The sequence below is a fragment of the Streptomyces sp. NPDC023838 genome, from assembly GCF_040639555.1.
GTDB lineage: Bacteria > Actinomycetota > Actinomycetes > Streptomycetales > Streptomycetaceae > Streptomyces.
Genome location: NZ_JBFAAD010000001.1, coordinates 483,779 through 510,270 on the forward strand (window position 1 = coordinate 483,779; position 26,492 = coordinate 510,270).

The 26,492-nt window shown below is 68.3% G+C and carries 27 protein-coding genes and 1 pseudogene; 12 read left to right on the forward strand and 16 right to left on the reverse strand.

The window, feature by feature from the left end:
- The first annotated feature begins 101 nt into the window (after positions 1-101).
- Positions 102-647 carry a hypothetical protein gene (locus tag AB0G17_RS01915; RefSeq protein ID WP_361374448.1) on the forward strand — a complete coding sequence of 182 codons (546 nt, stop codon included), beginning with the start codon at positions 102-104 and terminating at the stop codon, positions 645-647.
- Between the two features lie 116 nt (positions 648-763).
- Here the strand turns inward: AB0G17_RS01915 and AB0G17_RS01920 are convergent, their stop codons facing one another.
- Together AB0G17_RS01920 and AB0G17_RS01925 are read right to left on the reverse strand one after the other, a co-directional pair.
- Positions 764-1,246, reverse strand: coding sequence for a DUF3995 domain-containing protein (locus AB0G17_RS01920; protein WP_361374450.1), 483 nt, complete (start codon positions 1,244-1,246; stop codon positions 764-766).
- Between the two features lie 115 nt (positions 1,247-1,361).
- The gene (locus AB0G17_RS01925) at positions 1,362-1,694 is read right to left on the reverse strand and encodes a DUF6191 domain-containing protein (protein ID WP_361374452.1); all 333 of its coding nucleotides are present in this window, start codon (positions 1,692-1,694) and stop codon (positions 1,362-1,364) included.
- 253 nt (positions 1,695-1,947) lie between these two features.
- Here AB0G17_RS01925 and AB0G17_RS01930 point away from each other — a divergent pair, with 253 nt between their 5' ends.
- The gene (locus AB0G17_RS01930; RefSeq protein ID WP_361374581.1) at positions 1,948-2,400 is read left to right on the forward strand and encodes a hypothetical protein; all 453 of its coding nucleotides are present in this window, start codon (positions 1,948-1,950) and stop codon (positions 2,398-2,400) included.
- Here the strand turns inward: AB0G17_RS01930 and AB0G17_RS01935 are convergent.
- The 3 genes from AB0G17_RS01935 to AB0G17_RS01945 form a co-directional block, all read right to left on the reverse strand.
- Complete coding sequence (locus tag AB0G17_RS01935; RefSeq protein WP_361374454.1) at positions 2,364-3,545, reverse strand: hypothetical protein; 1,182 nt, start codon at positions 3,543-3,545, stop codon at positions 2,364-2,366. The two genes, AB0G17_RS01930 and AB0G17_RS01935, sit on opposite strands and share 37 nt — an antisense overlap.
- A gap of 236 nt (positions 3,546-3,781) precedes the next feature.
- Positions 3,782-4,558, reverse strand: coding sequence for a CPCC family cysteine-rich protein (locus AB0G17_RS01940; RefSeq protein WP_361374456.1), 777 nt, complete (start codon positions 4,556-4,558; stop codon positions 3,782-3,784).
- Between the two features lie 132 nt (positions 4,559-4,690).
- Positions 4,691-5,386 (reverse strand): AraC family transcriptional regulator, encoded by a 696-nt coding sequence (locus AB0G17_RS01945; protein WP_361374458.1) that lies wholly within the window; start codon positions 5,384-5,386, stop codon positions 4,691-4,693.
- Between the two features lie 300 nt (positions 5,387-5,686).
- On the opposite strand from AB0G17_RS01945, the gene AB0G17_RS01950 reads away from it, so the two are divergent.
- A complete protein-coding gene (locus AB0G17_RS01950; RefSeq protein WP_361374460.1) occupies positions 5,687-6,382 on the forward strand; it encodes an alpha/beta hydrolase family protein in 696 nt (231 codons plus the stop codon).
- Positions 6,383-6,870: 488 nt separating this feature from the next.
- Here the strand turns inward: AB0G17_RS01950 and AB0G17_RS01955 are convergent, their stop codons facing one another.
- Positions 6,871-7,788, reverse strand: coding sequence for a helix-turn-helix transcriptional regulator (locus AB0G17_RS01955; protein ID WP_361374462.1), 918 nt, complete (start codon positions 7,786-7,788; stop codon positions 6,871-6,873).
- 103 nt (positions 7,789-7,891) lie between these two features.
- On the opposite strand from AB0G17_RS01955, the gene AB0G17_RS01960 reads away from it, so the two are divergent.
- Positions 7,892-9,376: an MFS transporter gene (locus AB0G17_RS01960; RefSeq protein ID WP_361374464.1), complete on the forward strand. Its 1,485-nt coding sequence runs from the start codon at positions 7,892-7,894 to the stop codon at positions 9,374-9,376.
- 200 nt (positions 9,377-9,576) lie between these two features.
- Here AB0G17_RS01960 and AB0G17_RS01965 read toward each other — a convergent pair whose 3' ends face one another.
- Positions 9,577-9,768, reverse strand: coding sequence for a hypothetical protein (locus AB0G17_RS01965; RefSeq protein ID WP_361374466.1), 192 nt, complete (start codon positions 9,766-9,768; stop codon positions 9,577-9,579).
- 486 nt (positions 9,769-10,254) lie between these two features.
- On the opposite strand from AB0G17_RS01965, the gene AB0G17_RS01970 reads away from it, so the two are divergent.
- Positions 10,255-10,509, forward strand: a complete 255-nt coding sequence (locus AB0G17_RS01970; protein WP_361374468.1) for a hypothetical protein — start codon at positions 10,255-10,257, stop codon at positions 10,507-10,509.
- Here AB0G17_RS01970 and AB0G17_RS01975 read toward each other — a convergent pair.
- Entirely contained in the window at positions 10,493-10,762 is a 270-nt protein-coding gene (locus AB0G17_RS01975; protein ID WP_361374470.1) for a hypothetical protein, read from the reverse strand. The genes AB0G17_RS01970 and AB0G17_RS01975 overlap by 17 nt on opposite strands.
- A gap of 342 nt (positions 10,763-11,104) precedes the next feature.
- Between AB0G17_RS01975 and AB0G17_RS01980 the strand changes: the two genes are divergently transcribed.
- On the forward strand, positions 11,105-11,767 hold the full coding sequence (locus AB0G17_RS01980; RefSeq protein ID WP_361374472.1) for a deoxynucleoside kinase: 663 nt from the start codon (positions 11,105-11,107) through the stop codon (positions 11,765-11,767).
- Positions 11,768-12,026: 259 nt separating this feature from the next.
- Positions 12,027-12,278 (forward strand): annotated as a pseudogene (locus AB0G17_RS01985) (LysR substrate-binding domain-containing protein); the annotation flags it as partial.
- A gap of 35 nt (positions 12,279-12,313) precedes the next feature.
- Here AB0G17_RS01985 and AB0G17_RS01990 read toward each other — a convergent pair.
- Positions 12,314-12,994 carry a TetR/AcrR family transcriptional regulator gene (locus AB0G17_RS01990; protein ID WP_361374474.1) on the reverse strand — a complete coding sequence of 227 codons (681 nt, stop codon included), beginning with the start codon at positions 12,992-12,994 and terminating at the stop codon, positions 12,314-12,316.
- Positions 12,995-13,062: 68 nt separating this feature from the next.
- Here AB0G17_RS01990 and AB0G17_RS01995 point away from each other — a divergent pair, with 68 nt between their 5' ends.
- Both AB0G17_RS01995 and AB0G17_RS02000 read left to right on the forward strand, forming a co-directional pair.
- Positions 13,063-14,178: an FAD-dependent monooxygenase gene (locus tag AB0G17_RS01995; RefSeq protein WP_361374476.1), complete on the forward strand. Its 1,116-nt coding sequence runs from the start codon at positions 13,063-13,065 to the stop codon at positions 14,176-14,178.
- Between the two features lie 191 nt (positions 14,179-14,369).
- Complete coding sequence (locus AB0G17_RS02000; protein ID WP_361374478.1) at positions 14,370-14,966, forward strand: HD domain-containing protein; 597 nt, start codon at positions 14,370-14,372, stop codon at positions 14,964-14,966.
- Between the two features lie 248 nt (positions 14,967-15,214).
- Here AB0G17_RS02000 and AB0G17_RS02005 read toward each other — a convergent pair whose 3' ends face one another.
- Together AB0G17_RS02005 and AB0G17_RS02010 are read right to left on the reverse strand one after the other, a co-directional pair.
- Positions 15,215-15,517 (reverse strand): protealysin inhibitor emfourin, encoded by a 303-nt coding sequence (locus AB0G17_RS02005; protein WP_361374480.1) that lies wholly within the window; start codon positions 15,515-15,517, stop codon positions 15,215-15,217.
- Positions 15,518-15,614: 97 nt separating this feature from the next.
- Positions 15,615-16,826 (reverse strand): M4 family metallopeptidase, encoded by a 1,212-nt coding sequence (locus AB0G17_RS02010; protein WP_361374482.1) that lies wholly within the window; start codon positions 16,824-16,826, stop codon positions 15,615-15,617.
- A gap of 748 nt (positions 16,827-17,574) precedes the next feature.
- Here AB0G17_RS02010 and AB0G17_RS02015 point away from each other — a divergent pair.
- Positions 17,575-18,231, forward strand: a complete 657-nt coding sequence (locus AB0G17_RS02015) for an HD domain-containing protein (RefSeq protein WP_361374484.1) — start codon at positions 17,575-17,577, stop codon at positions 18,229-18,231.
- Between the two features lie 725 nt (positions 18,232-18,956).
- On the opposite strand, the gene AB0G17_RS02020 is transcribed toward AB0G17_RS02015, so the two are convergent.
- A complete protein-coding gene (locus AB0G17_RS02020; RefSeq protein WP_361374486.1) occupies positions 18,957-20,426 on the reverse strand; it encodes an MFS transporter in 1,470 nt (489 codons plus the stop codon).
- A 144-nt stretch (positions 20,427-20,570) separates the two neighbouring features.
- Between AB0G17_RS02020 and AB0G17_RS02025 the strand changes: the two genes are divergently transcribed.
- Positions 20,571-21,134: a TetR/AcrR family transcriptional regulator gene (locus tag AB0G17_RS02025; protein ID WP_361374488.1), complete on the forward strand. Its 564-nt coding sequence runs from the start codon at positions 20,571-20,573 to the stop codon at positions 21,132-21,134.
- 1,364 nt (positions 21,135-22,498) lie between these two features.
- Here AB0G17_RS02025 and AB0G17_RS02030 read toward each other — a convergent pair.
- Complete coding sequence (locus tag AB0G17_RS02030) at positions 22,499-23,503, reverse strand: DUF6215 domain-containing protein (RefSeq protein ID WP_361374490.1); 1,005 nt, start codon at positions 23,501-23,503, stop codon at positions 22,499-22,501.
- Positions 23,504-23,575: 72 nt separating this feature from the next.
- A complete protein-coding gene (locus tag AB0G17_RS02035; protein WP_361374492.1) occupies positions 23,576-24,430 on the reverse strand; it encodes a VCBS repeat-containing protein in 855 nt (284 codons plus the stop codon).
- Positions 24,431-25,017: 587 nt separating this feature from the next.
- Between AB0G17_RS02035 and AB0G17_RS02040 the strand changes: the two genes are divergently transcribed.
- Positions 25,018-25,191: a hypothetical protein gene (locus AB0G17_RS02040; protein WP_361374494.1), complete on the forward strand. Its 174-nt coding sequence runs from the start codon at positions 25,018-25,020 to the stop codon at positions 25,189-25,191.
- Between the two features lie 563 nt (positions 25,192-25,754).
- Here AB0G17_RS02040 and AB0G17_RS02045 read toward each other — a convergent pair.
- Both AB0G17_RS02045 and AB0G17_RS02050 read right to left on the reverse strand, forming a co-directional pair.
- Positions 25,755-25,889, reverse strand: coding sequence for a hypothetical protein (locus AB0G17_RS02045; protein WP_361374496.1), 135 nt, complete (start codon positions 25,887-25,889; stop codon positions 25,755-25,757).
- An 81-nt stretch (positions 25,890-25,970) separates the two neighbouring features.
- On the reverse strand, positions 25,971-26,465 hold the full coding sequence (locus AB0G17_RS02050) for a hypothetical protein (protein ID WP_361374498.1): 495 nt from the start codon (positions 26,463-26,465) through the stop codon (positions 25,971-25,973).
- Between the last annotated feature and the right edge of the window lie 27 nt (positions 26,466-26,492).

Consider the following 26,492-nt stretch of genomic DNA (forward strand, 5'->3'; position numbering starts at 1 on the left):
AGGTTCGTTCGCTGAGCACGGGAAAATCGTTGGGCCCGCTAACGGGGGCGCGTCGTAGGGTTCGGGGCGCGGAGAAACGGTCGGCGGATAGGGAACGGTGGATGGCGGGACTGTACGAGATCTGGCAGCGGGCGGAAGTGTCGCGCAGGCTTGATGTGTTGTCCGGCTTCGTCGCGATGTGCGTGGCGGGGGACGACAACGCGCGACGCCGTCTCGCCCGTCTGGTCGCCGGCGCGGGCGCGGCTCTCTCCGCCTCGCCCCCGGATTTGACCGTCGCCGCAGAGTACCTGGACGAACTCGTCTGGTGGGCTGACACGGAGTGGGCCGATCACCCCTATCGCCCCGCGGAAGCCCGGCCTGACGAGGCCGACCGGCAGACGCGTGACTACGCCAAGGATCTCCGGCATGCCGTGCTCCCCGCCCATGTCCGGCACGAGATGGCCCGCATCGAACTCAGCCTTGAGGTGCGGTTCGCGGCCTTGTGTCGCCAACCAGGGCTGGACTGCCGGATACGCCAGGACGTCTACTACGTCGCCGGGCGTGCCGCGATGGCCCTCGACCTCGGGCACTTGGAAGTAGCGGAGCAGGAGATCCGGCGCATGGAACAGGTGGGTTCCGTGAAGCCACGGGGGAGCCACTGCCGCTGATTCTGGCCGGTCATGTGGTTGCGCCGGAGCGCCGCGCCCGGCCTCAGGATGCGCTGGGCGCGGCGGACAGCGACGCATCGATCTCGGACACCCCGCTCGCGTTCCCTCACCGGCCATCAGGTATCTCCGCTGCCGGGGCGTGCACCGCGTGCGGCCAGGCCGAAGGCGAGACCGCCGACGAGGAACCAGGGATTCCACAGCACCAGCGTCCACCACCGCTGACCTGGGCTCACGTCCACCTGCCGGCCCGCCGTGTCGGTCAGCAGCAGCACCTCGACCGCGAAGCCGCGTGCCAGCAGCGCCGCGCAGGCACACCAGCCCAGAACCCTGATCACCCGCCCGGCCAGGCCATCGGGCCGCAGCCGAGCGAGCAGCCACCCCAGCACACCGCCGACAAGGCAGAGCGCCCCCACACCCCATAGCCCCACCACTACGAACCACGTCGGGCGTTCTTCAGCCAGAGGCCCCGCCGAGACACTCAGACCCCAACTGCCGCCCAGCGCCCAGTAGAAGTGAAGCATGGCGAAAGCGACCGCCCAGGCCGCCGCGACACGCCCCCACACTCCCGTCGTTGTCCCGTCCTGCCGATCTTCATGCATAGCGAGAAGCATGCTTCATGACGGCCAGGAGGTGTTACTGCCGTGGCACGCCACCGCGAAGGGAGCACCGCCTCGGTCTCACAGCTGCCGGGCAGAGGAGCTGCCACGGCGCTCCTCACGATTGCTGCGCACCCCCGCGAGGTTGGTGAACGGCCCCGCGGCCGGGTGGGAGGACGATACGGACCGTGCCGCTGGCGAGGTCGATACGCGTGTGCGGTGGGGCGCCATCGTCCTGGTCGTCGCGGCGGTTCTCCTCTTGTTGTTGCTGCTCGATCTCGACCGATTTGTTGCCGTTGAATATCAGGTCGAACTCGTTGAAGGCGGATCCCGTCAGGGGGCGTTGCCCAGGACCGCTGCCGCGTTGGAGGACGCTGCGCCGCTTGAACCGCCGCATCATCAACTCGGCCGCGCCGCACAGGAACAGGAGAAAGGCGAGCACCGGAAGCATGGCGCCCCATATAGCCAGCATGTGAGAGGAACGTGGTGCCTGTGCCGGAAGTTCCCGCGCTCTCGTTCGAGTTCCCAGCGCACACTCGTCATCGGATGGCCGTCGCACCGATCGAACGCATCGGGCGTGGTCGCCTTCCGGTGCTGTATTGCACAGATCATGCAACAGCGAGCAATATGCGAAAGAGGCTGGCGTGGGCGCTTCGGTGGTACTGGTCATCGAGTCGTCGTGCGACGAGACCGGGGCCGGGATCGTGTCCGGCGGGCGGCTGCTCGCGTACGCCGTGGCGTCGAGCATGGACGAGCACGCCCGGTTCGGCGGGGTCGTGCCGGAGATCGCGGCCCGGGCGCACCTCCAGGCGTTCGACCCCGTGGTCCAGGAGGCCCTCGGCCGGGCGGGGTTGCGGCTGGGGGTGACATCGACGCCGTCGCCGTCACCACCAGCGCCGGGCTCTCCGGCGGCCCTCCAAGTCGGTGTGGCCGGGGCCAAATCATTGCTGCTGGAGACCGCAACCCGCCTGGCCGGCCAGCCCCCCCCGGTAGGGAGGGCAGCGGGCAACCGCGGTCGTCATCACCGGGAGCAGCCCGCACTGCCGTCAGGTGCAGAGGCGGACTTCCGCGGAAGGGGGGCTGCACGAACCGTCGCGAGAGTCCGCCGATCCCGCACGTGTTATCCCGGGCGCGAGGTGACGGAGAAGTTGCTGTAACCGCCGCTGTCGGTGGTGGCCGGCGTGGGGCCGTACACCGTGCCGGAGTCGGCTTGGCGCGCATGGGCCGGCAGTACGTCGTAGGCCGACAGGGGCGAGCCGTCGACGGTGACATAGGAAAAGGCAACGTTGACTGTCGCAGGCCATGTCACGTCGAAGGGCTGGCTGTAGCCCCGTTCGGCGATGACCTCCGCGCTCTCCGACCGGGCCGCCGGAACCCTCTTGGGCAGGCTCTGGTGTTGCCCGGGCCGGGAGAGGTTGTCGATGGTGAGGGTGAAGTTGGCGGGATCGGCTGCGCTTCGGACCACCGAGGCCGACATACGGTCCCCTGCCTCCGCCTCGATGGGCACCGGTTGTGCGTTGGTGTCGATGCCCGCGTTGATGACCTCCCAGAAGGCCTCGTACTGCGGGTACAGGTCACCCACCTGGCCTCGGCAGCTGGCCAGGACGCCGATCTGGACGAGGCTTTCCGTGGAACTGTCGGCAACCCCGTCGAGCCCTACCCAGATACCGAGCTGGTTGTCGGGATGCCGCTCACGGCAGCTGAAGAGCGGTTCGGTCCACACAGCGGTTACCGCGTGGGGCGCGGCGTTGACCGGGCTGCTGGATACCTTGTAGCCGGCCCAGTTCGCGTACGGGTTGTCAGTCAGGGTGATGTCGTCGATCTGGGCCCAGGAGTCGGCGCCCGGGGCGGAGTAGCCCGCGTAGAGCGTGACGAAGGTGTTGGTGCCGGAGTTGAAGGCCATGTGCAGGAGCTGGTAGGCCCCGTTGCTGAGGACTTTCCCGTAGTTCTTCTGCACCATCGTGGCGCCGTTGGTCCCACGCGCTCCGAGGTATCCGGTCGTGAAGTTGCCGGAGGTCCGCACCCAGCCGTCGAGGTAGTACACCGTCTGGGGCTTGACCGTCACCTTCTGGGTGACGGCATTCCAGTTGCGGCTGGAGGTGCGTATGAACGCGTTGTTCCGCCCGGTCTTCTGGTAGCCGAGGCCGATGTCGATGCCCTTGTAGTCCGGCCCCTCACCGGCCCATGGAGCGGAAATGGTCCGGCTGGTCTGTCCTTCGAAATCGGAATCGCCGACCGTCCCGATCGGAGCTGCCGACGCGCTGCCCGCCAACCCGGTGAGCAACGCGGCGACGAGTGCCATGACCAAGGTCAGCGAATACGTGTACCGCCTCGTGGACGCTCTGCTTCGCCTCGCTCTTGAATACACGAGCCCCCCTCGTGATGTGTCGCCCGGGCATCCTGCACCCCGAATGCCGGGACCATAGCGGTGTCGATACCTGGCGACTACGTTCTTCTCACGGCGCACCGGGGTACTCGGGGGGCGCGCATGCGCAGCCACGCGTGCGTATGGGTTTCTGGTCCGGCGGCGTCGTGCGTTCAGGTGGCGGCGCGGAAGACGTACGCCGCCATCGGGGTGGTGACAGGCACCGGCCCCAGACGGGCCGTCATCTCCTCGATGACGGTTGCCCGGACAGCTGGTCCGTCGCCGCGCTCCTCGACGACCGCGCGCACTGGTGTCCCGGTCGCGTATCCGGTGGCAAGGTCGGCGGTCGACGCGGCTCGGCCCTGAAGCGTCAGCTCCTGCTCCTCCTCGACCGCGAACCCGGCGGCCGCCAGATCAGCTGCCACGAGAGCGAGGTCGGCGTAGCCATGCGGAACCGTGGGAAGAACTGCGGTGCGTCCGTCTACTGGAAAGGGCCGTTCCAGCCCTGCCCGCAGCGCGACTTCGAAAGCGTGCGTGCCGAGCGGCAGCACCGTCTGGTCCTCCGGATAGGGCGTGTCCCCGTCGCACTGCCACTCGACCGGGTCGCGCCGCGGGTCGATGGGGCGCCAGCCCGGGTCCAGGGGCTCGTCGTCGGCCCGAGTCCGCACATGGCGCACCAGATCTTGGCGCACCGCGCCGATCCGCTCGACGTTCGCCTGGGCCTCGATCAGGCTGACGCCGCCGTTGGCGCCGATCTGCGACCAGGGGTAGCGCAGCTGGAAGAGGTCCTCCTCCCAGAAGCAGACGTCGCAGATTTCTGAGGACCACCACTCGCTGAACATCTGGTGGCCGCAGGCCGGGCAGGGCAGCCGGCCTCCGGGCGGCGCCTGCGCGGTCATGGGCTCCGCCGCCGGCGGCAGACCGTGCTCCGCGCGCAGCGCGGCTTCCATGGCCTCCAGTTCCGCGAGGTCGGCGGAGTCCTGGGCGTCCAGCCGTACAAGCTCATCGGCGTTTCGCCGGCCGTGCCACCAGCGCTGTTTGGACGGTGGCTGGGCTGGAAAGCTCCCAGCGCGAAATACGAATCATCCCGAGGACTTGACCGCCCTGGGAAGTTGAGATGCGTGGGCGGTGGTCTGGCGACTGGTTCGGTAGCGGCCCGGGGTCGTTCCGATGATGTTGGTGAACGCCGCGATGAAGCTGCTGGGGTTGGCCCATCCGCAGGCGTAGGCGGTTTGGGTGGTGTCGTGGCCGTCGGCGAGGAGCACGAGCGCGTGGTGGACGCGTAGCTGCGTGCGCCACTCATAGAAGGTCATGCCGAGTTCGTTGCGCAGCAGTCGGCTCAGGGTGCGGGTGCTGGCTCCGATCGTCTTCCCGAGTTCGGCCAGCGTGGCGTTGTCTGCCGGCGTCTCGTACAGCATTCGGGCAATGGCTTGCAGTCGGTCGTCCCGTGGCTCCGGCAGGTGCAGTGGCTGTTCAGGTGCTTCGCGGAGTTCCTCGACGAGGACCCGAAGGAGGCGGGAGCGAGCGGAGCGGCTGTAGTCGGGCGCGGAGCCGTAGTTGCGGGGGCCTGTCAGGGCGAGCAGGACCTCGCGGGCGAGGCCGGAGGCCAGGAACACGGCGGGATGGTCTGGTATGAGCCGGGCGAGGGATGGGGCGAGGAAGACGACCCGCATATCGGTGTCGCCGTGGGCGCGGTGGTAGTGCGTGAACCCGGCAGGGGTCCAGGCGACCCGGTTGGCGGGAACGATCGACGTGCCGCGCTCGGTGTGAACTGCCAAGACGCCGCTGGCCGCGTACACCAGGTGTCCCCGTGCGTGCGACTGCGCTGCACTTGCTCCGCCGGATGGCCAGAGGTGGCGCCCTCCAGACGGCCACACATGTGACGTCACATCGGCGATCCGGCGAGGTTGGCCGCGAACAGGCATCAGTTGGCGTCCTAACGGTAACAAGCCACACCTTGATCTGGTGACACTACCTCCATGCGGAGTGGGCTGCAGTCGTGCAGAGCGCCCGACCGAACCACAGGTCATCGAGGCAGCGCGCCTCGATGCCGCGGCTTGAGAGAGAAGGAGAGACACATGGCGACGTTCGTCCTTGTGCCCGGTGCTTGGAAGGGCTCCTGGTCGTTCGAGGCGGTGGTTCCGCTGCTGGAGCGTGCCGGTCACACCGTTCACGCCCTGACGCTGACCGGTCTGCGGCCAGACGACGACAACGCGACGGTCGCGACCGCCAACCTCGACACCCACGCCGAGGACGTACTGCGGCTCCTCGATCGCAACCACATCACCAGCGCGACCCTGGTCGGCCACAGTTACGCCGGGATGGTGATCGCCGCTGCCGCCGACCGCGCAGGCGGCCGGATCTCACGACTGGTGCATCTCGACGCCTACGTACCGCGCGATGGCGAGTCCTGCTGGTCGTCAACGAACGAGCACTTCCGGGAAGTGTTCGCGGCCGGCGCTGCGGCCACCGGGTACGCCGTCCGACCGCCGGAGGGCGGCGATCCCCGCCGCCGTCCCCATCCCCTCGCTTCGTTCCTGCAAACGATTCGGCTCACAGGCACGCTCGCCCCGGCCCCCCGTCGGGAGTTCGTCTATTGCTCGGGATGGGAAGACCGGACGCCGTTCGCTGACCTCCGCACTCGACTCCAAGCCGATCCCGAGTGGCAGGTCCACGACCTCCCGACCGGCCACGACGCCATGCATGAGGCACCGGAGGCGGTCGCTGCACTGCTGCTTGGCGAACGCATCGCGGATGCGTCGACACACAGATGACAGACCTGCCATTGAGGGCCCACACAAGCCCAGTTCATCCGCCCCCCCATGATTGATGCCGTCGTCTGAGGCCACGGCGTCTGCCGACTCGGCAGCAGCCTCGGTTTCTGTACGCTCCTGGCCGTCCGCGCCCTTCCGCGGCCGACCAGACCGGTCCCTGCCCCGCCCAGAGGGCGGGCTGGACCGGGTTGGGTGGTGGTGCGCACCCCGAGCTGGTCCAGCACGGGGTCCGCCTCCAGGGAGCACACGACGATCACCGGCGCGGTGTGCCCACCCCCGGCGTCATGCCTGGGCGGTCCGCGCGACCAGGTCCAGCGTGGGCACCATGACGAGACTCCGGCCGTATCGGAAGTTCTCCAGAGCCGCCTGGCGTTCCCGCGCGCGCCGTTGTTGTCCGGCAGCACTGGCGCCCGTGGATCGACAGCCGGCGGCGTCGGGTTCGTACCGAGGGCCGCTCCAAGGTTCGGGAAGGGGCCGGGGGAAGGCTCTCAGGCAGGCAGACCCGTCCGCGCCCCCCGCCGCAACATCTCCGCCGCCCCAACCTTCCGATACCGCTCCACCAGTTCCCCCAGCAACCGCTCCGTCCTTGCGTCATCCGGCGTATGAATCCACATCTTCACGTCCGGCGATGATGCGATCGCGAATGCCGTCGTGGTCACCTCGAGCAGCTCCCCGTCCACCGTCCAGAACGACTTCCGCCGAGTGTCCGAGGCGGCCACCTCGTGCCTCGCCCACATCTCGGCAAACTGCGGGCTCGTCTCCGACAGCCTCCGGATGAACTCGGTCCAGTGCGGATCCCCCAGCCGCCGCCCCGAGGCCGACCGCAACTGCGCCACCATGAAGGACGTCTCCCGCTCCCACTCCACCAGCGGCTGCAGATGCTGCCCGACCGTGCACAGATGCCACATGATGTTGCGCTCTGCCTCCGGCAACAGCACGATCGCCGGATCGAGCGCCGCGTACGCGTCGTTGAAGGCGAGCAGGTCGTATCGCGCGCTCACGATGCTCGCCGGCAGCGGAGTCAGCGCATCCAAGATCGTCTGGTTCTCCGGCGGCTGGGGATGCCGCACCGGCGCGTCCCACGGCACGCTGGGCACGTTCGCGAGTCGGTACAGATGGTCCCGTTCCGTCCGGTCGAGTTTCAGCGTCCGCGCGATCGCGTCCAGAACCTGCACGCTCGGGTTGATCCGCCGCCCCTGCTCCAGCCACGTGTACCAGGCGACGCCGATCCCGGAGAGCTGCGCGACCTCCTCGCGCCGCAGCCCCGGCGTGCGCCGCCGGGTGACGTGCGAGATGCCCACGTCCTCCGGCGTGATCCGTTCACGCCGGAGCCTGAGGAACGCCCCCAGTTCGGAGCGTCTGCGTGCCTCGTTGCCTGCGGCGGCCGGCTGTTCGTCGTGCGTCACCACCCCAGTGTGCGGGACGCTTTCACACCGTAGCCAGATACCCTCGCTACCGGGATAACTGGGTATCTGGTACCAGGGTGTGACCACCAGGAACATCGCCGTCATGAATGAGACGACACAGAACCGGGTCGCCACGGCGGAATCCGGAGCCAAACCGCCGCCGACATTGGAAACCGCGGCACATGACCGTCACAACAACCGCATGCTGGTCGTCATGTTGGGCGCCGTCTTCATGGCCCTGCTCGACTCGACCATCGTCAACATCGCGACCCCAACCATCCGCACCGACCTCCACACGAGCGGCTCGGCGCTCCAGCTGATCGTCTCCGGCTACACCATCGCGTACGCCACCCTGCTGGTCACTGGCGCCCGCCTCGGCGCCCGCAACGGCTTCCGGGCCATGTTCCTGTTCGGGATCATCACGTTCACCGCGGCCTCGCTCGCCTGCGGTCTTGCCCCCAACTCTGCCGTCCTGATCGGCGCTCGCCTGGTGCAGGGCATCGGCGCGGCCATGACGATGCCGCAGATCTACAGCTTGATCCAGCTCCATTTCGAAGGCGCCGCCCGTGCCCGGGCGTTGAGTCTGTATGCGGCGACCATCAGCCTTGGCGTGGTCGTCGGCCAGGTCGCCGGCGGTCTGCTGGTCAGCGCCGACCTTTTCGGCAGCGGGTGGCGCCCGGTGTTCCTGATCAACGTGCCGATCGGCGTCGTGCTCGTCTTCGCCGGAGTGCGTCTGCTGCCGCAGGGCAAGCCGGCCGACTCCAAGGGGTTGGACGTCCTCGGCCTGATCACCTTGACCATGACCCTGCTTCTGCTGGTCATCCCACTGGTGATGGGCCACGAGCGGCGGTGGCCCCTGTGGATGCAGATCTCCCTCGTCGCGTCCGTCCCTATGCTTGTGGTCTTCACCCTCGTCGAGCGGGCGGTCGCACGCCGGGGCGGTGAGCCCCTGGTGCCCGGCAGGGTGCTGAAGACACCCGGGCTGGTCCCCGCCGCGACCGCGATGTTCTTCGCGATGGCCGGGTACGCCGGTTTCCTGTTCTCCTTCTCCCAGCACATGCAGTCTGGGCTCGGCGAGTCAGCGACCCGTACCGGCCTCACCTTCGCACCGCTCGCCCTCGGCGTGGCGACCGGCAGCCTCACCTGGCAAAAGGTGCCGGAACGGCTCCACCGGCCGCTGATCGCCACCGCGTGCGCGGTCGCGGCGCTCGGATACGTCGGCATCGGCTTCGACATGCGCTCGACGTCCTGGAGCGGGCACGGCGGTTTCGCCCTGCCGCTGCTCCAGTTGGTCGTCGGCATTGGCATGGGTTACATCACCAGCCCGCTGCTGACCGTCTCGCTCGCCAAGGTCGAGCCGGCCGACGTGGCGGACGCCAGTGGCGTGATGACCACCTCGGCCCAGATCGCGCAGGTGCTCGGCATCGCGGTGTACGGCAGCGTGTATCTGGGCGCAGTCGGCAACCACAGCGCGAACGCGTCGGCACACGCCATCTCCGTGACCGCGATGCTCGTCGCGGGCGGCGCGCTGGCCGGCGGTCTCGTCTCGCTGAAGCTGCCGAGCAAGCACCGGTCGCTTGTTCGTTGATCCGGCCGCGTATGACCGGAACCGCGGGCGCACGGGCGGAGCCCGCACGACGGAGGCTTGCCGGCCCGTCGTCGGCGGTGGTGCGAGTTTTGACGCGGTGGTGGGGAGAGAGCCGCAGCCCGATGGTGGGGCAGACGCCCCCGGCCATGCCCGTGGTTGCCTGATCATGACTCCCCGAACCATCCGTGGTTCTTGTGAGGTCAGACCTGAAACGGCCAAAGGGAAACAGTTGCTGCCTCGACGCGAATCTCCACCCAGGTGGCAGCGATACTGTCCGGAAGTGGTGCGGCGAGTTCGAACATGATCAGCGAGCCGCCCACCTCGAGGGCGGCGGCGCCAGGCTCGGAGACATCGATCCGGCCGCGCAGGATGATCTGGGGGTATCGCTGCACCGGCGCCCAAATGATGGAGGAAGTATGCCGAGTGCCACAGCCTCCGCACGCACTGCCAAAGCCAGTCGTGAGAAGTCGTGACCAGGACGAAACCACCTGGCCACAGGTTCCTGAGACCGTCTACTCTCCGTCCATGCGGACCGCCTCCATCTCTTCCCCGGTGGCGAGATCGCTGCGACTACGGCAACGCTGGACCGGCTGTTCGACGGCCAGGCCGGATACTGGACTGACAGCAAGCTCTGCATCCCCCCTCGAAAGCGAGCGCGACGGCCAGCTGTTCAGCCCAGCCCGTCGACTTGGAGGGCGCTTTCGATCTCGTACGTGCAGGGTCCAGCAGTGCTCGGGTTCGACTTCCGCACCAACCACGACAGGGCCTACGACCAGTAACTCCAGGCGCCCACCGACCCAAGCTCTCCCAAGTCATGCCCGAAGCGGTCTACTCAGGACGCCGTTCGCGCGCCATGCAGCATCAAGGAGGATCCACCCATGTTCGACCACCTCACCGGGTTGCGGCCCGAGGAAGCCGCGCGATGGACCGCGCTTGTCGAGCAGTGTCGGCCTGTGCTCGCGAACGAGGGGATGGAGGCCGTTCAAAATCTGCTGGCCGAGCACGGCATGAGCATCGTCCAGTCAATCGCGATCACCCGGGCGTTGCTCGGTTGGGCACAGACACCTCTACGCATCGCCACCGACATGGTGACCACGAGTGCTGCTCGGACGGCCATCAACGACGCAAACTGAGCGACGAAGAACAGCACGGACGCTGGTTCAGAGAACCCTGCATCCGCTGCCCTGTCCTCCAGATGTGGCGGCCGTCCGGTGTGATCGAGGCACCGGCGGAGTTGTCGTCACTCTGCGTGCCGTCGGGCGCGACACTGATCTTCTCGACGTCGGCTCCGAGGCCGCCGGCGACCCCCGCCACCGCCGTGGGCTCGGCCGATGCGGCTCCGGGCAGCGCCGCCGTGACCGCGCAGACCGCGACCGCCGCGCTCATGGAGCGGCGCGGTTTTGGTCATGCGCGGGCGGTCAGCTTCGCAATGACCCGCCTCGCGACGGCCAGGGGCGGGTGATGGCGCCCGGGCGAGCGTGGGGCGCGTGGCCGTTTATGCTTCAAGGCGGTCGCGGGGGGTGGGCGCGTCGTCGTGCGCGGCACCCGCACAACGGCCGGTCCGGCCGGACGGGGACCGCGGCCTGTGTCGGGCTTCGGCCTGGACGCGGACCACATGGTGCTGGGCACGAAGGTCGTGGGGGAGCGGGTGACCCCGCGGGCATGCGTCTCAGCGGTGTGGGCCGCCCACGCGCCCGCGCACAGATGAACCACGGGGAGAAGTGAGGGATGGCAGTGATCTGCGTCGGTGGCATGATCGGAATCGGCAAGACGAGCGTTGCCGAATTGCTCGCCAAGGAGTTGGGCAGCACGGTCTTCTACGAGAGCGTGGAAGACAACCCGATCCTTCCGCTGTTCTACACCGCGGGCCCCGAAGAGATCCAGGCGAAGCGCTACCCCTTCCTCCTTCAGCTGTACTTCCTGCAGACGCGCTTCGCCTCGATCAAGGAGGCGTACAAGCAGGGTGACAACGTTCTGGACCGATCCATCTACGAAGACTGGTATTTCGCCAAGGTCAATCACGATCTGGGCCGGATCAGCTCCCTCGAAATGCAGGTGTACGAGGGATTGCTCGACGAGATGATGCGCGAGATCGACGGCCTGCCGTACCGCAAGGCACCCGATCTCATGGTCTACCTGAAGGCGGACTTCGAGACGGTACTGCACCGCATCGGGCTGCGGGGCCGCGATTTCGAGCAGGACGACACCCTCGTCGAGTACTACCGCACCCTGTGGTCCGGATACGACGAGTGGGTGCACCAGCACTACTCGGCCAGCGACGTCCTCGTGGTCGACATGAACAACACCGACGTGGTGAACAACCCCGAGGACGCGGCCCGTGTGGCGCGGGAGGTCAAGGAGGCCCTGGCCGCAGCCAGGCGCGGCATCTGAGCGTGTTGCGCGCGGGTGCCGGACCGCGGCGAGCATGCCGTCGACCGCGCCGGCTCTGACGGCTCGATGAAGGAGAGGCAGGGCTGGGCGGTGACGTCTGGGTCGGCGACGAGTTTGAGTTCGGGGTCGCAGCTGAAGGGCAGGACGGTGCCGGGGACGGCGTGGGCCAGTCGCTCGGCGGTGGCTGCGTCACCGAGACCGACGTAGCGGGCTGTGAACAGCGTGCGGATGGCGTTGATCAGACGCTGGTAGGCCGGCCTCGGTGGCCGCCAGCACCCTGCTGCGTGAACCGCTCGACATCGCCCTGCCGGCCGACCACCCCCTTGCCGCCAAACGACGCCTCACCCCGCGAGACGTAGCCGATCAACCCTGGATCACCGTTCACGACGGCTTTCCCCTGATGGCGACCATCGATGCCATCGCGACCGCCGCGAACCGGCGGCTCGACATCGTCCATCGCATCAACGAATTCACCGTGGTCGCCGAGGCCGTAGCCGCCGCAGGCGGCCTGAAGCGGCGAGTCGGCCATCCGGGATCGGCCGCGCGTCACCTTGAGATGCTGGCTTCGATGCCGTCGAGCAGGAAGTCGAGGCCGATGCGGAAGGTGTGGTCGGCGTCCAGGTGGGCGGCATCGCGTACCACCGTGGCCAGCGCGGGGAACCGGCCGGTGGCGAAGGTCCGCTCCAGGTAGGGCCCGAGGGAGGCCTGCCAGCGCTTCTCGTCCATTCCGGTGGCCCGCGTGGCACGCCGTTCGGCGATCTCCCGGCGCACCGCGCCGATGACGTACGCGTCGACTGCGGTGACCACCGGCATGATCGCGTCCACCTCGACGCCGTCCAGCGCGGACACCACAGCCTCCCCCCTGGCCAGCGCGTGCGGACCGAGCTGCGGTCGCCCGCCGAGCAGATCGGCAAGCCATTCGTGCTCGTGAGCGGCCTGCCGGGTGGTTTCGGCAAGGGACCGCAGCACCTGGCGCCAGCCGTCTCCGACCGGCCGGATCTCGGAGTGGATCGCGTCGACCATCAGGTCGAGCAACTCCTCCTTGCTGTCGATGTAGCCGTACAGCCGCATCGGCCCGACGCCCAGCGCGGTGGCGACTTTGCGGAGCGACACCGCCTCCAGACCGTCCGCGTCGGCCAACTGGATCGCCGCTCGCACGATCCGCACCCGGCTCAGCGGGGCGGGCACGGGTCGATTCGGTGGCTCTGGTCTCTCCCACACCAACATGGCCCTTACGATACATCGCACCGGGCGATACGGTGTATTGGTCAGTACGGCGTATCGAGGAGACAACCATGACTATCGCCATCGTCGGAGCGGGACTCGGCGGCCTGGCTCTCGCCCGGGTGCTGCACGTGAACGGCATTGACGCCGCCGTCTACGAACGCGAACCTTCACGCGGCGCGCGCGGGCAGGGCGGCATGCTCGACCTGCACTCCGGCACCGGCCAGCGGGCGCTGCGTGAGGCGGGCCTGATCGACCAGTTCCAGGCGATCGCCCGTGGGGAAGGCCAGGACCTACGCCTTCTGGAGCCGGACGGCACACTGCTGCTGCAGGAGGACACTCCCGCCGACGCCCCACTGGAGCGGCCCGAGGTGGACCGCGCAGATCTGCGCAACCTGCTGCTGGACTCCCTCCCCGAGCACACGGTGCACTGGGGGCACGCGTTCGCGTACGCCGACCACGGCCTGATGCACTTCGCCAACGGCAGCGCTGCGGCGTACGACCTGCTGGTCGGAGCCGACGGCGCACACTCCCAGGTCCGCCCGCTCCTCACCGACGCCCGCCCCACGCACACCGGCCAGAACGTCGTCGAACTCGGCATTCCCGACATCGACCACACCCACCCGGACCTCGCGAGAATGGTCGGACGCGGCAACTACTGGGTGCTCGGCAACGGACAGTCCCTGTCGGCACAGCGCAATGGCGACGGCCGCGTACGCATTTACCTCAGCTTCCACAACACCGCCGAGGACTGGTTCGCCACCAGCGGCGTTCAGTTCGACGATCCCGCGGCCGCCCGGGCGCGGCTGATCGACCTGTTCACCGGCTGGCACCCACGGATCACCGCACTGATCGCCGCCTGCGACGACACGGTCGTGCCGCGGTCGGTCACCACTCTCCCGGTCGGCCTGACCTGGCCGTCGAGGCCGGACGTCACGCTGCTCGGCGACGCCGCGCACTTGATGCCGCCGGTCGGACAGGGCGCCAACTTGGCCCTGCTCGACGGCGCACTGCTGGGCCTCGCCCTGGCCGCGCACCCGGATGACGTGCCCGCCGCCGTCAAGGAATACGAAAGCGAGATGTTCGACCGCACCAGCGCCGCCGGTCGGCAGTCCGCGTACGTTCAGGAAATCCTGGCGTCACCGGACGCCAGCCGGAAAATGCTCGCGTTCTTCCAGCCGGGCTGAAGGCAACCGGCCACACGGCCGTGGCCAGTGCGTGGTGATGCCCACCAGCGAGCCTGATTTCACACTGGCCGGGTCGAGTCGACGCGTCGTCCAGGTTCTGAGCGACCACCCATCCAACAGCGATGGCCGCCCACCGTCAGATGGCCGCACACCGTGGCGAACCGACGTGGTCACCGCGCTAGGCTGCGGCGATGGCCATTCTGTCGGTGGACGAGATCCGCGAGCTGCACGAGAAGCATGCCCCCACCCAGGAGGCGTACGCGCTGGTCTGGACCCACTGCGAGATCGTGTGGCAGATCGCCGAAGGACTTCTCGACCGCTCCGGGGCGGAGCTGGACCGTGAGTTGGTCCGGGCGGGCTGTCTGCTGCACGACATCGGCGTCTACCGCCTCTACGACAGCACCGGCCGCCTGGACTACGCGAACTACGTGCGCCACGGAGTCCTCGGCCACCATCTCCTCGCCGAGGAAGGACTTCCCGAGCACCTGTGCCGCTTCTGCTCCTGCCACACCGGTGTCGGGCTGACCAAGCACGACATCGAGCACCAGCAGCTGCCGCTGCCGCCGGCCGACTACCTCGCCGAGACCGCCGAGGAACGGCTGGTGATGTACGCGGACAAGTTCCACAGCAAGACCACGCCGCCCAGGTTCCTCACCCCGGACAGCTACGCTGCCCGCGTCTCCCGCTTCGGTCCCGACAAGACCATGGCCTTCCAGGAACTGCGGGCCGTTTTCGGCGATCCGGATCTGGATCGCCTCGTCACCGCGTACGGCCACGCGCTGCACTGACCTCGGCCCTGGCACGGAGCAGGTGGCGGTGCCGGACCTCTGTTGGCTGATGCCCCGTCCGGCAGGGGAGGACGATGGGAGAGGGTCCCCCCGCCCCCAGTGCCCGTCATGTTCCGCAGCTGAGGGCGGAGGAGCTCGCCCTTTCCACCCATGCTGACTGACGACTTGTTCTGATTTGTCTGAGGTCGCCGGGGGGGTGACCGTCGGTCCGGGCCCACGCGGAGGAGCGCGGCACCCATAATCGTGCGTCACCGCTGCGCGAGGTGTTTCTCCAGCCAACTGAGCAAGTCCGCGAACTCCGGGGACATGGCCGCGTCCGACTGAGTGAGAACGGTCGAGCGATCACCGTCTTCCACCGTGATCGTGTAGCTCATCGCGTCGGGCGCGCGGCCCGGCCGTCGCTCCTCGGGTGCCGCAACAGCGGCTGCCACCAGCTGGGACAGTTCCGCGGCGGCATTCGCGGGCAGGGTGTCGGTGTTCACCACCTTGGGTGGGGCGCCGAGACGGATGGCGGCCGCCTGGCCGCCATCCGTCGCCAGGGTGACCTTCATCGCCCCCAGCCTCCGGCCGGCCAACCGGCGTTCCCCGCCGATACGATCGTCCGCGGGTGGGAGACCAGCAACGACTGGTGGTCACTCACACCAGTGGTCACTTCTTCCCCTTCAGCGCGGCGACGTCCTTGGCCAGGGCTGTCACCTGGGACGTCAGCATCCCGATCTGCTTGGTCAACTCCGCCAAGCCGTCCTGCCGTCCCGCGCCGCCGGCTCGGTTGGACGCGCGGCTACGCGCTCGGCTGACCCCGGCCGGGACTCCGCTGATCTGGATGCCCACTTCCTGCCATGCGCCCAGCACGGCGAGCTGTTCGTTGCCGCCCGCCCCGAACAACTCCTCGGCCTTCTGGTACGTGGTGTCCGCGAAGTTCTGGAACTGCGTCTCGACGCTGGAAGCCTTGAGGGACTCGTACCAGATGAGTCCGGCGGCCTCCCAGGCGAACCCGCCGATTCCCACGGCGGTCAGATAGAACGCCTTGTTCGGTATGCCCGAGTTGATGTGCACCCCACCGTTGTCGCCCCTGTCGGTGTCCGGGAGGTTGACGAACTTGCTCATGTGGTCCGGCTGGGGGTCCTTGCCGAACAAGGCGTTGTCGTACGCCTGCCCGGGGGCCTTCAACGATCGCAGGGCGTCGGCCTCGACCCCCGGGGTGAAGACTTCGGGCCCGATCAGCCAGTCCGCCTCCTCTGCCGACTGCTTCAGTGACCACTGTTTGGCCAGCGAACCGAAGACGTCCGAGATGGACTCGTTCAGGGCGCCGGACTGGTTGTGGTAGGCGAGTCCGGCCGTATGCTCGGTGACTCCGTGGGTCAACTCGTGGCCGATGACGTCGGGGGACTGGGTGAAGTCGGTGAACACCTTGCCGTCTCCGTCGCCGAAGACCATTTCCCGGCCGTCCCAGAACGCGTTGTTGTAATTCGCGCTGAAGTGGACGTGCCCGTCCAGGCGCATTCCCCGGTCGTCGATCGAGTCGCGACCGAACACCTCGCGGTAGAAGTCGTGTGTGGTGCCGAGTCCGTCGAACGCCCGGTTGACGGAGTCATCCGCGGACGGCGGTCCGTCCTCCGACCGGGCCAGTACGGCAAGGGGCAGTGACCTGCCGTTCTGGCAGTCGAAGATGGTGCGACGGCCGTTGGCGGGGGCGGCGGCGCCGGCGAAGGACGCCCGGACCGATCGCTCGCCGCGTAGTCCCGCGGTGGTCAGCAACGTGCCCAGGGCGGCCTGGTGCACCTCGCTGTCGTCACTTCTCAGGAGCTTCTCGAGCAGGTGTGGGGGGATGATGCAGTTGAGGCGACGGGTCCTGGTCATGGGATACCTCGCGGAGAGAAGGAGCGGCGGCAGCGCCTGCTCATCTGTTGCTCTTGTGATCTTGTGTGAATGCGCGGGGATGTGCCCGAGGCACCGCGCCGAGGCATTGATCACCGGGAGACACAGTGGCGCCGCGGTGAGCCGCACGGTCGCGGTCTATGAGCCGGGCGACGGCCGCGCAGGGCAACGCACCTCACCGCATCCACGTTCGCCGGCCCGGCGAGCGGCGGCTCCGGCTTCGGTGCGCCGTGCGCATGGCCGGGGAAGTGGGGACAGCACTTACTACGAGTATCCATTCCATGCCGCCCACGCGCACCCGGAGGAGTGGTCCCGGCCGCCCCCGCGTACTTGCCCGTCCGAGTTCTGCCCACCAGTTCCTCAGGTGTTCGCGGCCCACCAGGTGGACACGGTGGTGATGGTGTACCAGGCTCTGACCAACCCACTGGATGCCGCAACTCTGTGGACTCGCCCCGACGAGACATACCGAGCCGATGGTCCGGTGCCGCCAGCATTGTTCGCGCTCCTCGGACGCACCAGGCCCATCGTGCTCAGCGACATAAGTGGCAACAGCTGAAAATCCCGGAACGTCAGCCAAGCGGACGCCCCGCACAGGCCGGCCGCCGGGTTCCGTTCGCCGTGCTCGCGCATCGGGACGACCGCCAAGGCGCCGTCCCCGATGATGAACTGGTTCTTCGATCACGCCCAACTGGCAGGGGCCGGGGCTGTGCGTGCGTGCCACGATGAAGGCATGAGTGACGAACACCGGACCCTGCTCGCGGAGAAGACGCCCTTCCCTGACGATCTGGACGACAGATTGCGCGCGCAGCTCACCTTTCTTGTCGAGGTGGATCAGCTCAAGACGATCCTCCGTCAGTCACCACTCGCCGCAGCGGACCGTCGCGAGAACGACGCGGAACACTCCTGGCATCTGGCGATGATGGTCGTGATCCTCGCCGAACACTCCGATGAGCCCATCGACGTAGGGCACACCGTTCAGCTCGTCCTGCTGCACGATCTCGTGGAGATCTACGCCGGCGACACGCCGCTGTACGACAGCTCCGCGGGCATCGACCAGCGGGAGCGGGAAGTTGTCGCGGCCGAGGAACTCTTCAGCCTGCTGCCGGCGGACCAAGCTGAGCGTATGCGGGCCCTCTGGGACGAATTCGAAGAGCGCCGCACCCCCGAAGCACGGTTCGCCAAAGCCATGGACCGGCTGCAGCCGCTGCTGCTCAACTGGATGGCACGCGGCGGCACATGGCACACCCCGGGCGTGACCGCCGACGATGTGCGAGCCCGCAAGGCGGTGATCGGGGAGGCGTCATCATCGCTGTGGTCGGCGGGGCGACGCCTGATCGACGAGGGGGAGAGGCGCGGCTGGTCGAGGAGCGCGACACCAAGGGCGTGATGTGCGGGCATGACAGCGTGGAGTTGTGAGTGGCTCTTTTGACGCTCTGCGCTGTACAAGGAGGACTGCCGGGGATGGCCTTCGCCTTCAGCTCCGCATCCCGCTCGCCCTTCAGCTCCTTCGAGGTCGGCGCCTGAGCGCCCACCGGGTTGCCGATCCGGAGTGCGCTGGTTGGTGATCCGGCCCCACTGCTTCTTGTTCTGCTTACAGGTGCAGCGCTCGGCGAGCCGGTCGAGTTCAGCGACGATCTCCTCGCGGCCGGGAGCCTTGCCGCTCGCCGCCGCCGGGGGCTGCGCGGGCTTGGAGCTGCTGCTCTTGCTCGCGGTAGGCGGGACCAGCACGTAGGCGACCGGCGCCGGTGGATGCGCGGATGGGGCCGGTGGCGGGTGGCTGTGGGCGAGGCGCATCTCCCGGGCCGGACAGCGCAGCAGCTCGTGAATGGTCTCGGTAGTCCCGTCATGCCACAGGCCGAGTAGTAGTACACGGCACTTACCAGGACCGCTGAACCTCGCAGAACGCCCTCTCAGAAGTGCCCCGCGCAACGCGCAGGTTCTGAGGGGGCTTTTGCGTACGGCGACCTGCGGAAACGTGATCACCCGGGGGCCGTTCTCAGAACTCTCACAGATGGTCGTTTGTGAGAGGCGCGGAGCGTCGTCCTGTTGGCCGGAAGGTGTCCCGCCGGGGTGATTCGGTGGGACGCCTCCCGGCCAAGGTCGGTGTCGGCGTCAGCGGCTGTTCGCGGATGCCGCGTTCGAGGTGGTGACCGTACCTGGGCCGGTGGAACGTTGCGGCGCCGCGGGGCCTTCCGCGGGCTTGGACCTCGCCAGCCATAGGCCGGTGAACACGGCGGTGGCCAAAGTGACGGCGCCGGCAGCGAGGAAGGCGCTGTTGAGGCCGGCCTCGAAGGAGGCGCCGCCGGATTGCCGGGTGCGGACGACGGCTCCGAGTACCGCCACGCCGAGCACCGCTCCGATCTGCCGCGTGGTGCTGCTGATGCCGGATGCGAGGCCGCCTTCCTGCGGGCTGACTGCTTGGATGGCGGCCGCCGTCAGGGGGGACATGGTCAGAGCGAAGCCGATGCCGACGACTCCCAGCCGCCACCACACGTTCCCGTAGCCGGTGTCGGCGTGCACCATGCCGAGCGCCAGCAGTCCCAAGCCGGCCAGGGCCAGGCCGGTGGTCACCACGATTCGGAAGCCGTACCGGGCGGCGAGCCGGCCCGCGTACGGGCTGACGATCACCATGGCGAGGGATACCGGCAGGGTCTGCAAGCCGGCGCGCAGGATCGAGCTGCCCTGGACGTACACGAAGAACTGGGAGAAGAAGAACGACGAACCCATGAGCGCGAAACCCACCACGACCATGGCGATGTTGGACACGGTGAACAGGCGCTGCCGGAACAGCCGCAGCGGCAGCATCGGAGCGGAACGGCGCGCTTCGACGGCGACGAAGGCGGCGAGGAGGATCACCGCGGCGGTGAAGCTGCCCAGGATCACCGGCGACGTCCAGCCGCGGGCACCACCTTCGATCAGCCCGTAGGTCAGCGCCCCCACCCCCAGAACGGACAACACCGTCCCCGGGATATCGATCGCGGGGGCGCTCGGATTGCGGGTCTCTTCCAGGCTGCGCAGACCGACCAGCAGAAGGAGTGCGCCGATGGGCAGATTGACCAGGAAGATGGCGGGCCAGCCGAAGGCTTCTGTCAGCACGCCGCCGGCCACGGGGCCTGCGGCCAGACCGATTCCGCTGAGTCCGGCCCACAGCCCGATCGCCTTGATTCGTTCTTGCGGCACGGGATAGGCGGCGGCGAGCAGGGCGAGCGAGGCAGGGCTCAGCGCCGCGGCCCCGATGCCCTGCAGCACTCGGCCGGCGACCAGCCAGCCGACCGAGGGCGCGAGGCTGCACAGCACCGACGCGATGGTGAACACCGCCACGCCGGTCAGGTACACCCGCTTGCGGCCGAACCGGTCGGCGAAGATACCGCCGGACAGCAGCAGCATGGCGACCAGCAGTACGTACGCGTCGACGATCCATTGCAGACCGGTCATCTGAGTGTGCAGCCGGTGCTGCATATCGGGCAGCGCTGCTCCAACAATCGTGTTGTCGAGCAAGACCATGAATTGGCCCAGGCAGGTCACCGTGAGCAGCACCGCCCGGTTTGGTCGACTGCCTACGGCCGCAGGCGATGCAGTCATGGGTTTCCTCTCAATGGTTGGTTGCGCCTCTCCACGGCCGACGTGGTCAGCCGCTGGGCACTCTAAAGCAGTCGTTAGCTGCGTTAGGCGACTGTAGAAGGGCTGCCACGCAAACGCAAGTCACGACTGCGTTAAGATGGAGGTATGAACGAGCGAGAGCGGGCCCGGCGGCCCGGCGGGCGCAGCGCCCGCGTCGGCGCGCAGGTGCACCAGGCCGTCACCGACCTGATCAATGAGCGCGGCTACGGCAACTTCACCGTCGGCGAGGTCGCGGCCCGCGCGGGCGTAGCCGACAGCAGCATCTACCGCCGGTGGGGCGGCCTGGAAACCCTGCTCACCGACGTGGCGCTCACCCGCCTCAACGCGCGGTCGCCGATGCCCGACACCGGAAGCCTGGCCGGCGACCTGCGCACTTACGCGGCCAACGTAGCCCGCGAGATCACCGGGCCCGACGGCCTGTTGTTGGTGCGCCTGGCCGTCGCCCTGTCCAGCAACGGTCAGCAGGGCCTGCAGGCCCGTGACGACCTCCGCGCCGAACGCACCCGGCAACTGCAGTCCATGCTCGATCGCGCCCGCGAACGCGGCGAACGCGCACCCGACGCGTTCGACGTGCTGGACCACATCCTGGCCCCGATGTATATCCGCGTCCTGTTCGGCATGGAGCTCACCCCGGACTACGTTGACGGGCTGGTCGACCGAATGCTGTGACCTCAGCCCAGTACCCGGGATCAGCCCTCGGACGCGGTGCCATGGCTCCGCGGTGCCAGGGCTCCGTGGCGCCGGGGCTCCGTGGAGGTGCTCTATTACGTGCCATCCCACCTGAGGCATCCGGCGGCCCTCGGCTGGCTCACCGTCAACCAGGTAGGGCCTCCGAGGGCGGGTCCCTGCCGCGCGAAATCACTCGTGATGGGCAGCGGGACAGGGCGCGACCGGGCCCGCTGATCCGCGACCGTGGCGCGGGCGAGGCGGGAGGTGTACAAGGCGAGGCGCGCTGCCCAGGGCGAGAGCCAGGGTGGCGAGCGCGACCAGGGCGTCCCAGCCGGCCCCGGGCCCAGGCGTCGGGGTGCCCGACGGCCTCGGCGATGATCACGGGTCTCACGTGTGTCCTCTGCGACGGCCCGTCACATGCCGTGCCCAGGCTTCAAATTGCGCCTTACCGACTTGGACACGGTATGGGTAAACAAGCCCCCGCCCGCCACCGAAATGCCCCGGTCCTGCCATGATGGGACGGCGCGCCCGAATGGACATCTCCCCTCGTCCCGGCGCGGCAGACGAGCGGAGCGGCGTGCGTGTCACGGTGGGTCTCGATGCGATGCGGTTCTGGGTGCTGCTGTTGGCAGGGAAGTCATACGAGGCGGCTGACAACCCCCGCTGAGGGACCGAGCGGCACGGGAACCGGACACAGGTCCCATCCAGCAGGGGGCAGAGTCCCGAGCTTGACCATTCTGGATACGCACGGGGCAGCGGGCGCAGGATGTCCCGTCTCAGCAAGGGGCCCCCGGCGCTCCGGTCCCGGCGGCCGCGCTGGCCGCCTGGCACCTTCACGACCCAGGGCATGGGGGAGGGCGAGGACCCCTACCCCGACCAGCCGCCGCCCGCACCGGCGCCGTGCAACTCATCGCCATTCTCGGGGAGTTGGACGAGGCTCAGCGCAACGCAGCAGGCTGCACGGACCGACGGAGTCGGCGTGCGCTGACCACCGCGCCCGCCCCCCTAAACCCCACCCGAGAGGACGCGCGAAATGGAAGACGCACGGCTCGAGGAGCTCCGGCGCCAACACTTGCTGCGCGAGCAGGAAGAGACACGCCGTACGAGGAAGGCCGCTGCGGACCTTCGGACACGGCAGCAAGAACGCCAAGCCCAGGACGAGGCGCAGCTGGCCGAGACGCCGCCTGCCGAGGAGCAGCACTACGGCAGTTGCCTGCGTGGGCGTGCAGGCCGCGCATCAGGTCCTCTTCCCAGCCTGGGCTCGCGGCGGTGATGTGGGGCAGGTGGCAAGCAATTGCACACCGTCGCGACTTCCCTGATATTTGAGCGAGTTCAAGCGTCAGGGGAGGCGTTGACCTGGTGTCTCACCGGGCAGGCCTGTCGGCGATGGCCGGGAGAACCCTTTCCGCGATGCCGAGGAGAACGCTGTCGTCGGGGAGGGCGCCGGACGTGCTCCAGACAGTGATCTCGTAGTAGCCCCCTCGATCCTCTCGGTCGAGAGCCACGGTCAGTGTCCTGGCCAGGGGGCCTTGCTCGACTCGTCTGGGCGATCCGCCCTTGGTTCCGAGACTGATGTTGATCTTCATCGTGTGATCCGAGGCGATGATCGCTGGCCGGCCAAGGACCGTGAGGGTCTTGATGTCCTGCTCATTGCCGAACTTCATCAGCTTCACGTACTGGGCAGTCGACAGCTTGTTGTAGGTGGCTGAAAGGTGCACGGTGTACGTGCCGAACCTGACTTCGGCCTCCGGCAGGGCGACCTTCCCACCCGTCAGAGGAGCGGTGTTGTTGCTCCCGGAGGCGGTGGTTGCGGTCTCTCCGGGCGTGCTCAGCAGCTGGGCCAGGTCGGGCCGGTTGAGCGCCTTGCACAGCTCGTCACCGGTCGCAGGCCGGGGCGTCTGCTGGTATGCCTGCGGCAGCTCCTTGTGTTCCCCGGCCGGGCAGGAGGCGGGCTGCGCTGTGCTGCCGTTGGAGGACGGCAGGACGTGGGGAGCCACCCACACCGCGGCCACCATTGCCCCGACCACGGCCACGGCCGCGACGGCCTGCCCCCAGACGTGGGGCTCCTTCTGCGGAGTGCCCGGGCCGAGTACCTGCCCCTCTGCCGCCTGGGCTTGGGCGCCACCATCGGCCGCCGCCCCCTCGGCTGGGGTCGCCGGAGGCGTGTTGCGGCGTGCGCGCAGGGCCCGGAGGACCACGTGGACACGTATCGCGGTGAAGAGCAGGAACACCACAGCAAAAGCCGCCGCGCCCTGGTCATGATCGCGGACGGCGAGATACCCGAGGCGCACGCCGAGGGCGGACCCGACCGCGATGAGCAGCGGCTCGCGCACCCAGAAGGGCAGGAGACGAAGGAGGAAACCGAGCATCCGGCGATCTCACCATGACACGACCATGGAAGCCACAGTTCCAGCCGTGCAGGGCAGGACGATGGTCGGCTGTCACAGGACGCGGGTGTACGTATTCCAGCCGCCCCCGATTCGTTTACGCGGGGCGAACAGTGTGCTCGCCGTGCCGGTGGCGGTGTAGAGCCACAGCACGCCGGCGGAGTCGCGAGCGACCAGGTCGGCGTTGCCGTCGCGGTTGACATCGCCCACCACAGAGATCTGCGTGTAGCCGTTCCAGCCGCCGCCGATCCGCGTGCGCGTGGCAAAGGGTGCGGTGTACTTGCCGGTGCTGGTGTAGAGCCACAGAGTCCCGGCAGCATCGCGGGCCGTCAGGTCTGGCGTGCCGTCCCCGGTCACGTCCCCCGAGGCGGCGAGGAGGTTGTAGGCGTTCCACCCGCCGCCGATGCGGATGCGCGAGGCGAACGGGGCGCGGCCTCCTGTGCCGCGGTACAGCCACAGGACGCCGGCCTTGTCGCGGGCCACGAGGTCAGCCTTGCCGTCCGCGGTGAGGTCGCCGCCCCCCGTCAGCTGGTCGTAGATGTTCCAGCCACCCCCGACACGGGTGCGCGGCGCATACATGTCCGCCCGGTGGAAATCTCGCTGGTAGAACCACAGGACGCCGTCCCTGTCGCGTCCGACGAGGTCGTCCGGGTTCGCGGCGTAGACGCTCGCGGGCGTGGTGGACCGGTAGATGAGGCTTTCGGTGACGGGGGCGAGCTTGGTGAGCGCGGTGTACGTCTGCCAGCCACCCCCGATCACGTACCGGGTGCGGAACGGGTCGCTGGCCCGGCCGGTGCCCGCGTAGGCGTAGAGCAGGCCGGAGCCGTCGGTCGCCAGCAGTTGGTGTCCAGGCGGAGGGGCCCACCCTGCAGGGAGAACGGAGCAGCCGCTGCGGCGGACCCCGACCACACCGATATGCTGAACGCGTTCAAATATTAGGGGCTCGATGGTGGCGACAGGGAAGCGGGTGCTCTTGGCGGCCGTTCTCGTGGCGGTGTGCGCCGGATGTGCGGACGCGGGCGGGCGGTGGCGATTGAGGAGTCGGCGCTGGTGGGAACGTGGGCGAATCCTGGCGGAGCACACCTCGCCTTTGCAGCCGACCGCCATATGGCCGGGAACGGGCTGCAAGCTGCCATGCCAGGAGGATTCTCCTGTCAAGGCTCCGTCGCGGGGCGGTGGGATTTCTACGGCCCTGCGGACGAGGCGGGCACCGTCATCGCCGACGCCTCGTCCACCCGCGGTGACACCATCGCCCTGATCGCTGACAGCAGGGAGGGAGCTTGCTTGCTGTAGCCCACGTGCTCCGCGATGAAAAGGGGTTGAGTCTCTGTCTGGTCGAGGATCCTGATTCCTCCTGTACGGCCCGCGAACTCCTGCGACGCGTGACCGCTGCCCCGCCGAACGCCCAACGGTAATTCCCGCCGGAGGCGAGCCCTCTGAATCGCCTCGGCTCCTCCCTCACTTGGCCCCGCCGACAAGAAGATTGCAGGTCCACCATGGGCATCGCAGGCCTCCTGCCGATCTGGCTCATCGCCGTCCTCGGAGCCGTCTTCGCCATCGCCGCATCATTCTTCGTCGACAAGGACAAACGGACTGGCTGCCTGATCGCCTCTGGCACCCTCACGGCCGCTCTTCTGTTTCCCGTCATCGCACTCATCGTGGGCTCGTAGAACAGCCGGACCGGCTGGACCTCGGCATGGTCTCAGCCTGGCTCAGTCGGCGCGCACCCCTGGCAGCCCAAGCTGTCGCGGCCAGCCCACCACGTCCTGTAGATCCCCACCGGCCACAGCGACGCCAGCGCCGACGAGCAGGGAAGCCTTCACTGGCGGCGGGTGAGACGGCTCGTGCTGACGCTTCCGGTCAAGCCCGCGTGGGTGCGCAGTGACCTCACCTCGCTGCGTACCCGAGACAACTCAAGGCGCGCCTGCTGCTCGATGAGTGCTCCCTCACCGTACTCGGCCGGGCGACGGTGTCCCCGACGAGCCACCACGACCACCAGCCCCACGGCAACGACCCCGAGCCCCACGAAGAGTCCCACCAACGCACCCATTCCGTTCCCCCATGGCCTCGCCGATCAAGAAATCCATCTGTGTGCAAGATCCCCCCGAACAGCGTCACCGAAACGGGACATGTGCGGGAGATCGTCAGCTTGGCGGGTTGCTCGGGGTGTTGTCACGGCAGGGCTACATGCCGCGGTCCCGTCTGCTCCACGGCTCGGGCCGTTCGTCGGCGGTCATCGGAAGCCGGCGCAGTTGTACGGGTCCGCGGGCTCGCCGGGCCGTTCGTTCACGTGCTCCTGCGTCAGAGAGGCGGCGACGACCTGCTTGTGCCAGGCAGGTTCCGCGCCGCGCCTGAGCGTGCGGGTCACGACCAGACGAGTAGACCTGGGTTGCCTGCGGGTGAGAGTCCTCCGGGCGATCCGGCCTCTGAGTACCCTCCGGCCCCTTGGTCAAGGCATGTGGAGTTCGGGCAAGGGGAAGAACCTGGTGATTGCCTCCACGATCCGCTCTTCGTTGTCATGTCTGTCAAGATCAGCCCGGGGACCGGTCAGGTTCGCCGCTGTGAGGGCGGGCAGCAGCAGGTCGGGTTCCTCGCCTCCCTGCCAGTACGGAGTCTCGAAGCTGAAGGCGGTGATCAGTCGTCCATCGCGGTGGTACTCGAACGAGGGGCCGTGGGCTTTGGCGAGGCAGGGTTCGGTCACGAAAACGACGAGCTCGCTGTCGGCCGGGCACACCTGCCCGTAATCGGCGAGGTCGTAGTCACCGCTCTCCCAGCTGAGCATGTCGTGCATGACCACCCCCCAGTCGGTGCCCTTGCCGTACGCGAGGGGCTTTCGCCGCAGGCCGAGGAGTCCTTGCGTGAGGGCGTCCAGAGAGGTCCCGCGGAAGAAGACGACATTGACCTCGTCGTGGTGGGGGAGCGGGCCGTGTATCCAGTGCGTCATACCGGCACCGTAGAGGGGCCCGCTGAC

Excerpts from the sequence above, each read along its gene's own strand:
- AB0G17_RS01915 (WP_361374448.1), top strand. The coding sequence starts at position 102 with ATGGCGGGACTGTACGAGATCTGGCAGCGGGCGGAAGTGTCGCGCAGG.
- AB0G17_RS01920 (WP_361374450.1), bottom strand. The coding sequence starts at position 1,246 with ATGCATGAAGATCGGCAGGACGGGACAACGACGGGAGTGTGGGGGCGT.
- AB0G17_RS01925 (WP_361374452.1), bottom strand. The coding sequence starts at position 1,694 with ATGCTTCCGGTGCTCGCCTTTCTCCTGTTCCTGTGCGGCGCGGCCGAG.
- AB0G17_RS01935 (WP_361374454.1), bottom strand. The coding sequence starts at position 3,545 with ATGGCACTCGTCGCCGCGTTGCTCACCGGGTTGGCGGGCAGCGCGTCG.
- AB0G17_RS01940 (WP_361374456.1), bottom strand. The coding sequence starts at position 4,558 with ATGGAAGCCGCGCTGCGCGCGGAGCACGGTCTGCCGCCGGCGGCGGAG.
- AB0G17_RS01950 (WP_361374460.1), top strand. The coding sequence starts at position 5,687 with ATGGCGACGTTCGTCCTTGTGCCCGGTGCTTGGAAGGGCTCCTGGTCG.
- AB0G17_RS01960 (WP_361374464.1), top strand. The coding sequence starts at position 7,892 with ATGAATGAGACGACACAGAACCGGGTCGCCACGGCGGAATCCGGAGCC.
- AB0G17_RS01970 (WP_361374468.1), top strand. The coding sequence starts at position 10,255 with ATGTTCGACCACCTCACCGGGTTGCGGCCCGAGGAAGCCGCGCGATGG.
- AB0G17_RS01975 (WP_361374470.1), bottom strand. The coding sequence starts at position 10,762 with ATGAGCGCGGCGGTCGCGGTCTGCGCGGTCACGGCGGCGCTGCCCGGA.
- AB0G17_RS01980 (WP_361374472.1), top strand. The coding sequence starts at position 11,105 with ATGGCAGTGATCTGCGTCGGTGGCATGATCGGAATCGGCAAGACGAGC.
- AB0G17_RS01990 (WP_361374474.1), bottom strand. The coding sequence starts at position 12,994 with ATGTTGGTGTGGGAGAGACCAGAGCCACCGAATCGACCCGTGCCCGCC.
- AB0G17_RS01995 (WP_361374476.1), top strand. The coding sequence starts at position 13,063 with ATGACTATCGCCATCGTCGGAGCGGGACTCGGCGGCCTGGCTCTCGCC.
- AB0G17_RS02000 (WP_361374478.1), top strand. The coding sequence starts at position 14,370 with ATGGCCATTCTGTCGGTGGACGAGATCCGCGAGCTGCACGAGAAGCAT.
- AB0G17_RS02005 (WP_361374480.1), bottom strand. The coding sequence starts at position 15,517 with ATGAAGGTCACCCTGGCGACGGATGGCGGCCAGGCGGCCGCCATCCGT.
- AB0G17_RS02010 (WP_361374482.1), bottom strand. The coding sequence starts at position 16,826 with ATGACCAGGACCCGTCGCCTCAACTGCATCATCCCCCCACACCTGCTC.
- AB0G17_RS02015 (WP_361374484.1), top strand. The coding sequence starts at position 17,575 with ATGAGTGACGAACACCGGACCCTGCTCGCGGAGAAGACGCCCTTCCCT.
- AB0G17_RS02020 (WP_361374486.1), bottom strand. The coding sequence starts at position 20,426 with ATGACTGCATCGCCTGCGGCCGTAGGCAGTCGACCAAACCGGGCGGTG.
- AB0G17_RS02025 (WP_361374488.1), top strand. The coding sequence starts at position 20,571 with ATGAACGAGCGAGAGCGGGCCCGGCGGCCCGGCGGGCGCAGCGCCCGC.
- AB0G17_RS02030 (WP_361374490.1), bottom strand. The coding sequence starts at position 23,503 with ATGCTCGGTTTCCTCCTTCGTCTCCTGCCCTTCTGGGTGCGCGAGCCG.
- AB0G17_RS02040 (WP_361374494.1), top strand. The coding sequence starts at position 25,018 with ATGGGCATCGCAGGCCTCCTGCCGATCTGGCTCATCGCCGTCCTCGGA.
- AB0G17_RS02050 (WP_361374498.1), bottom strand. The coding sequence starts at position 26,465 with ATGACGCACTGGATACACGGCCCGCTCCCCCACCACGACGAGGTCAAT.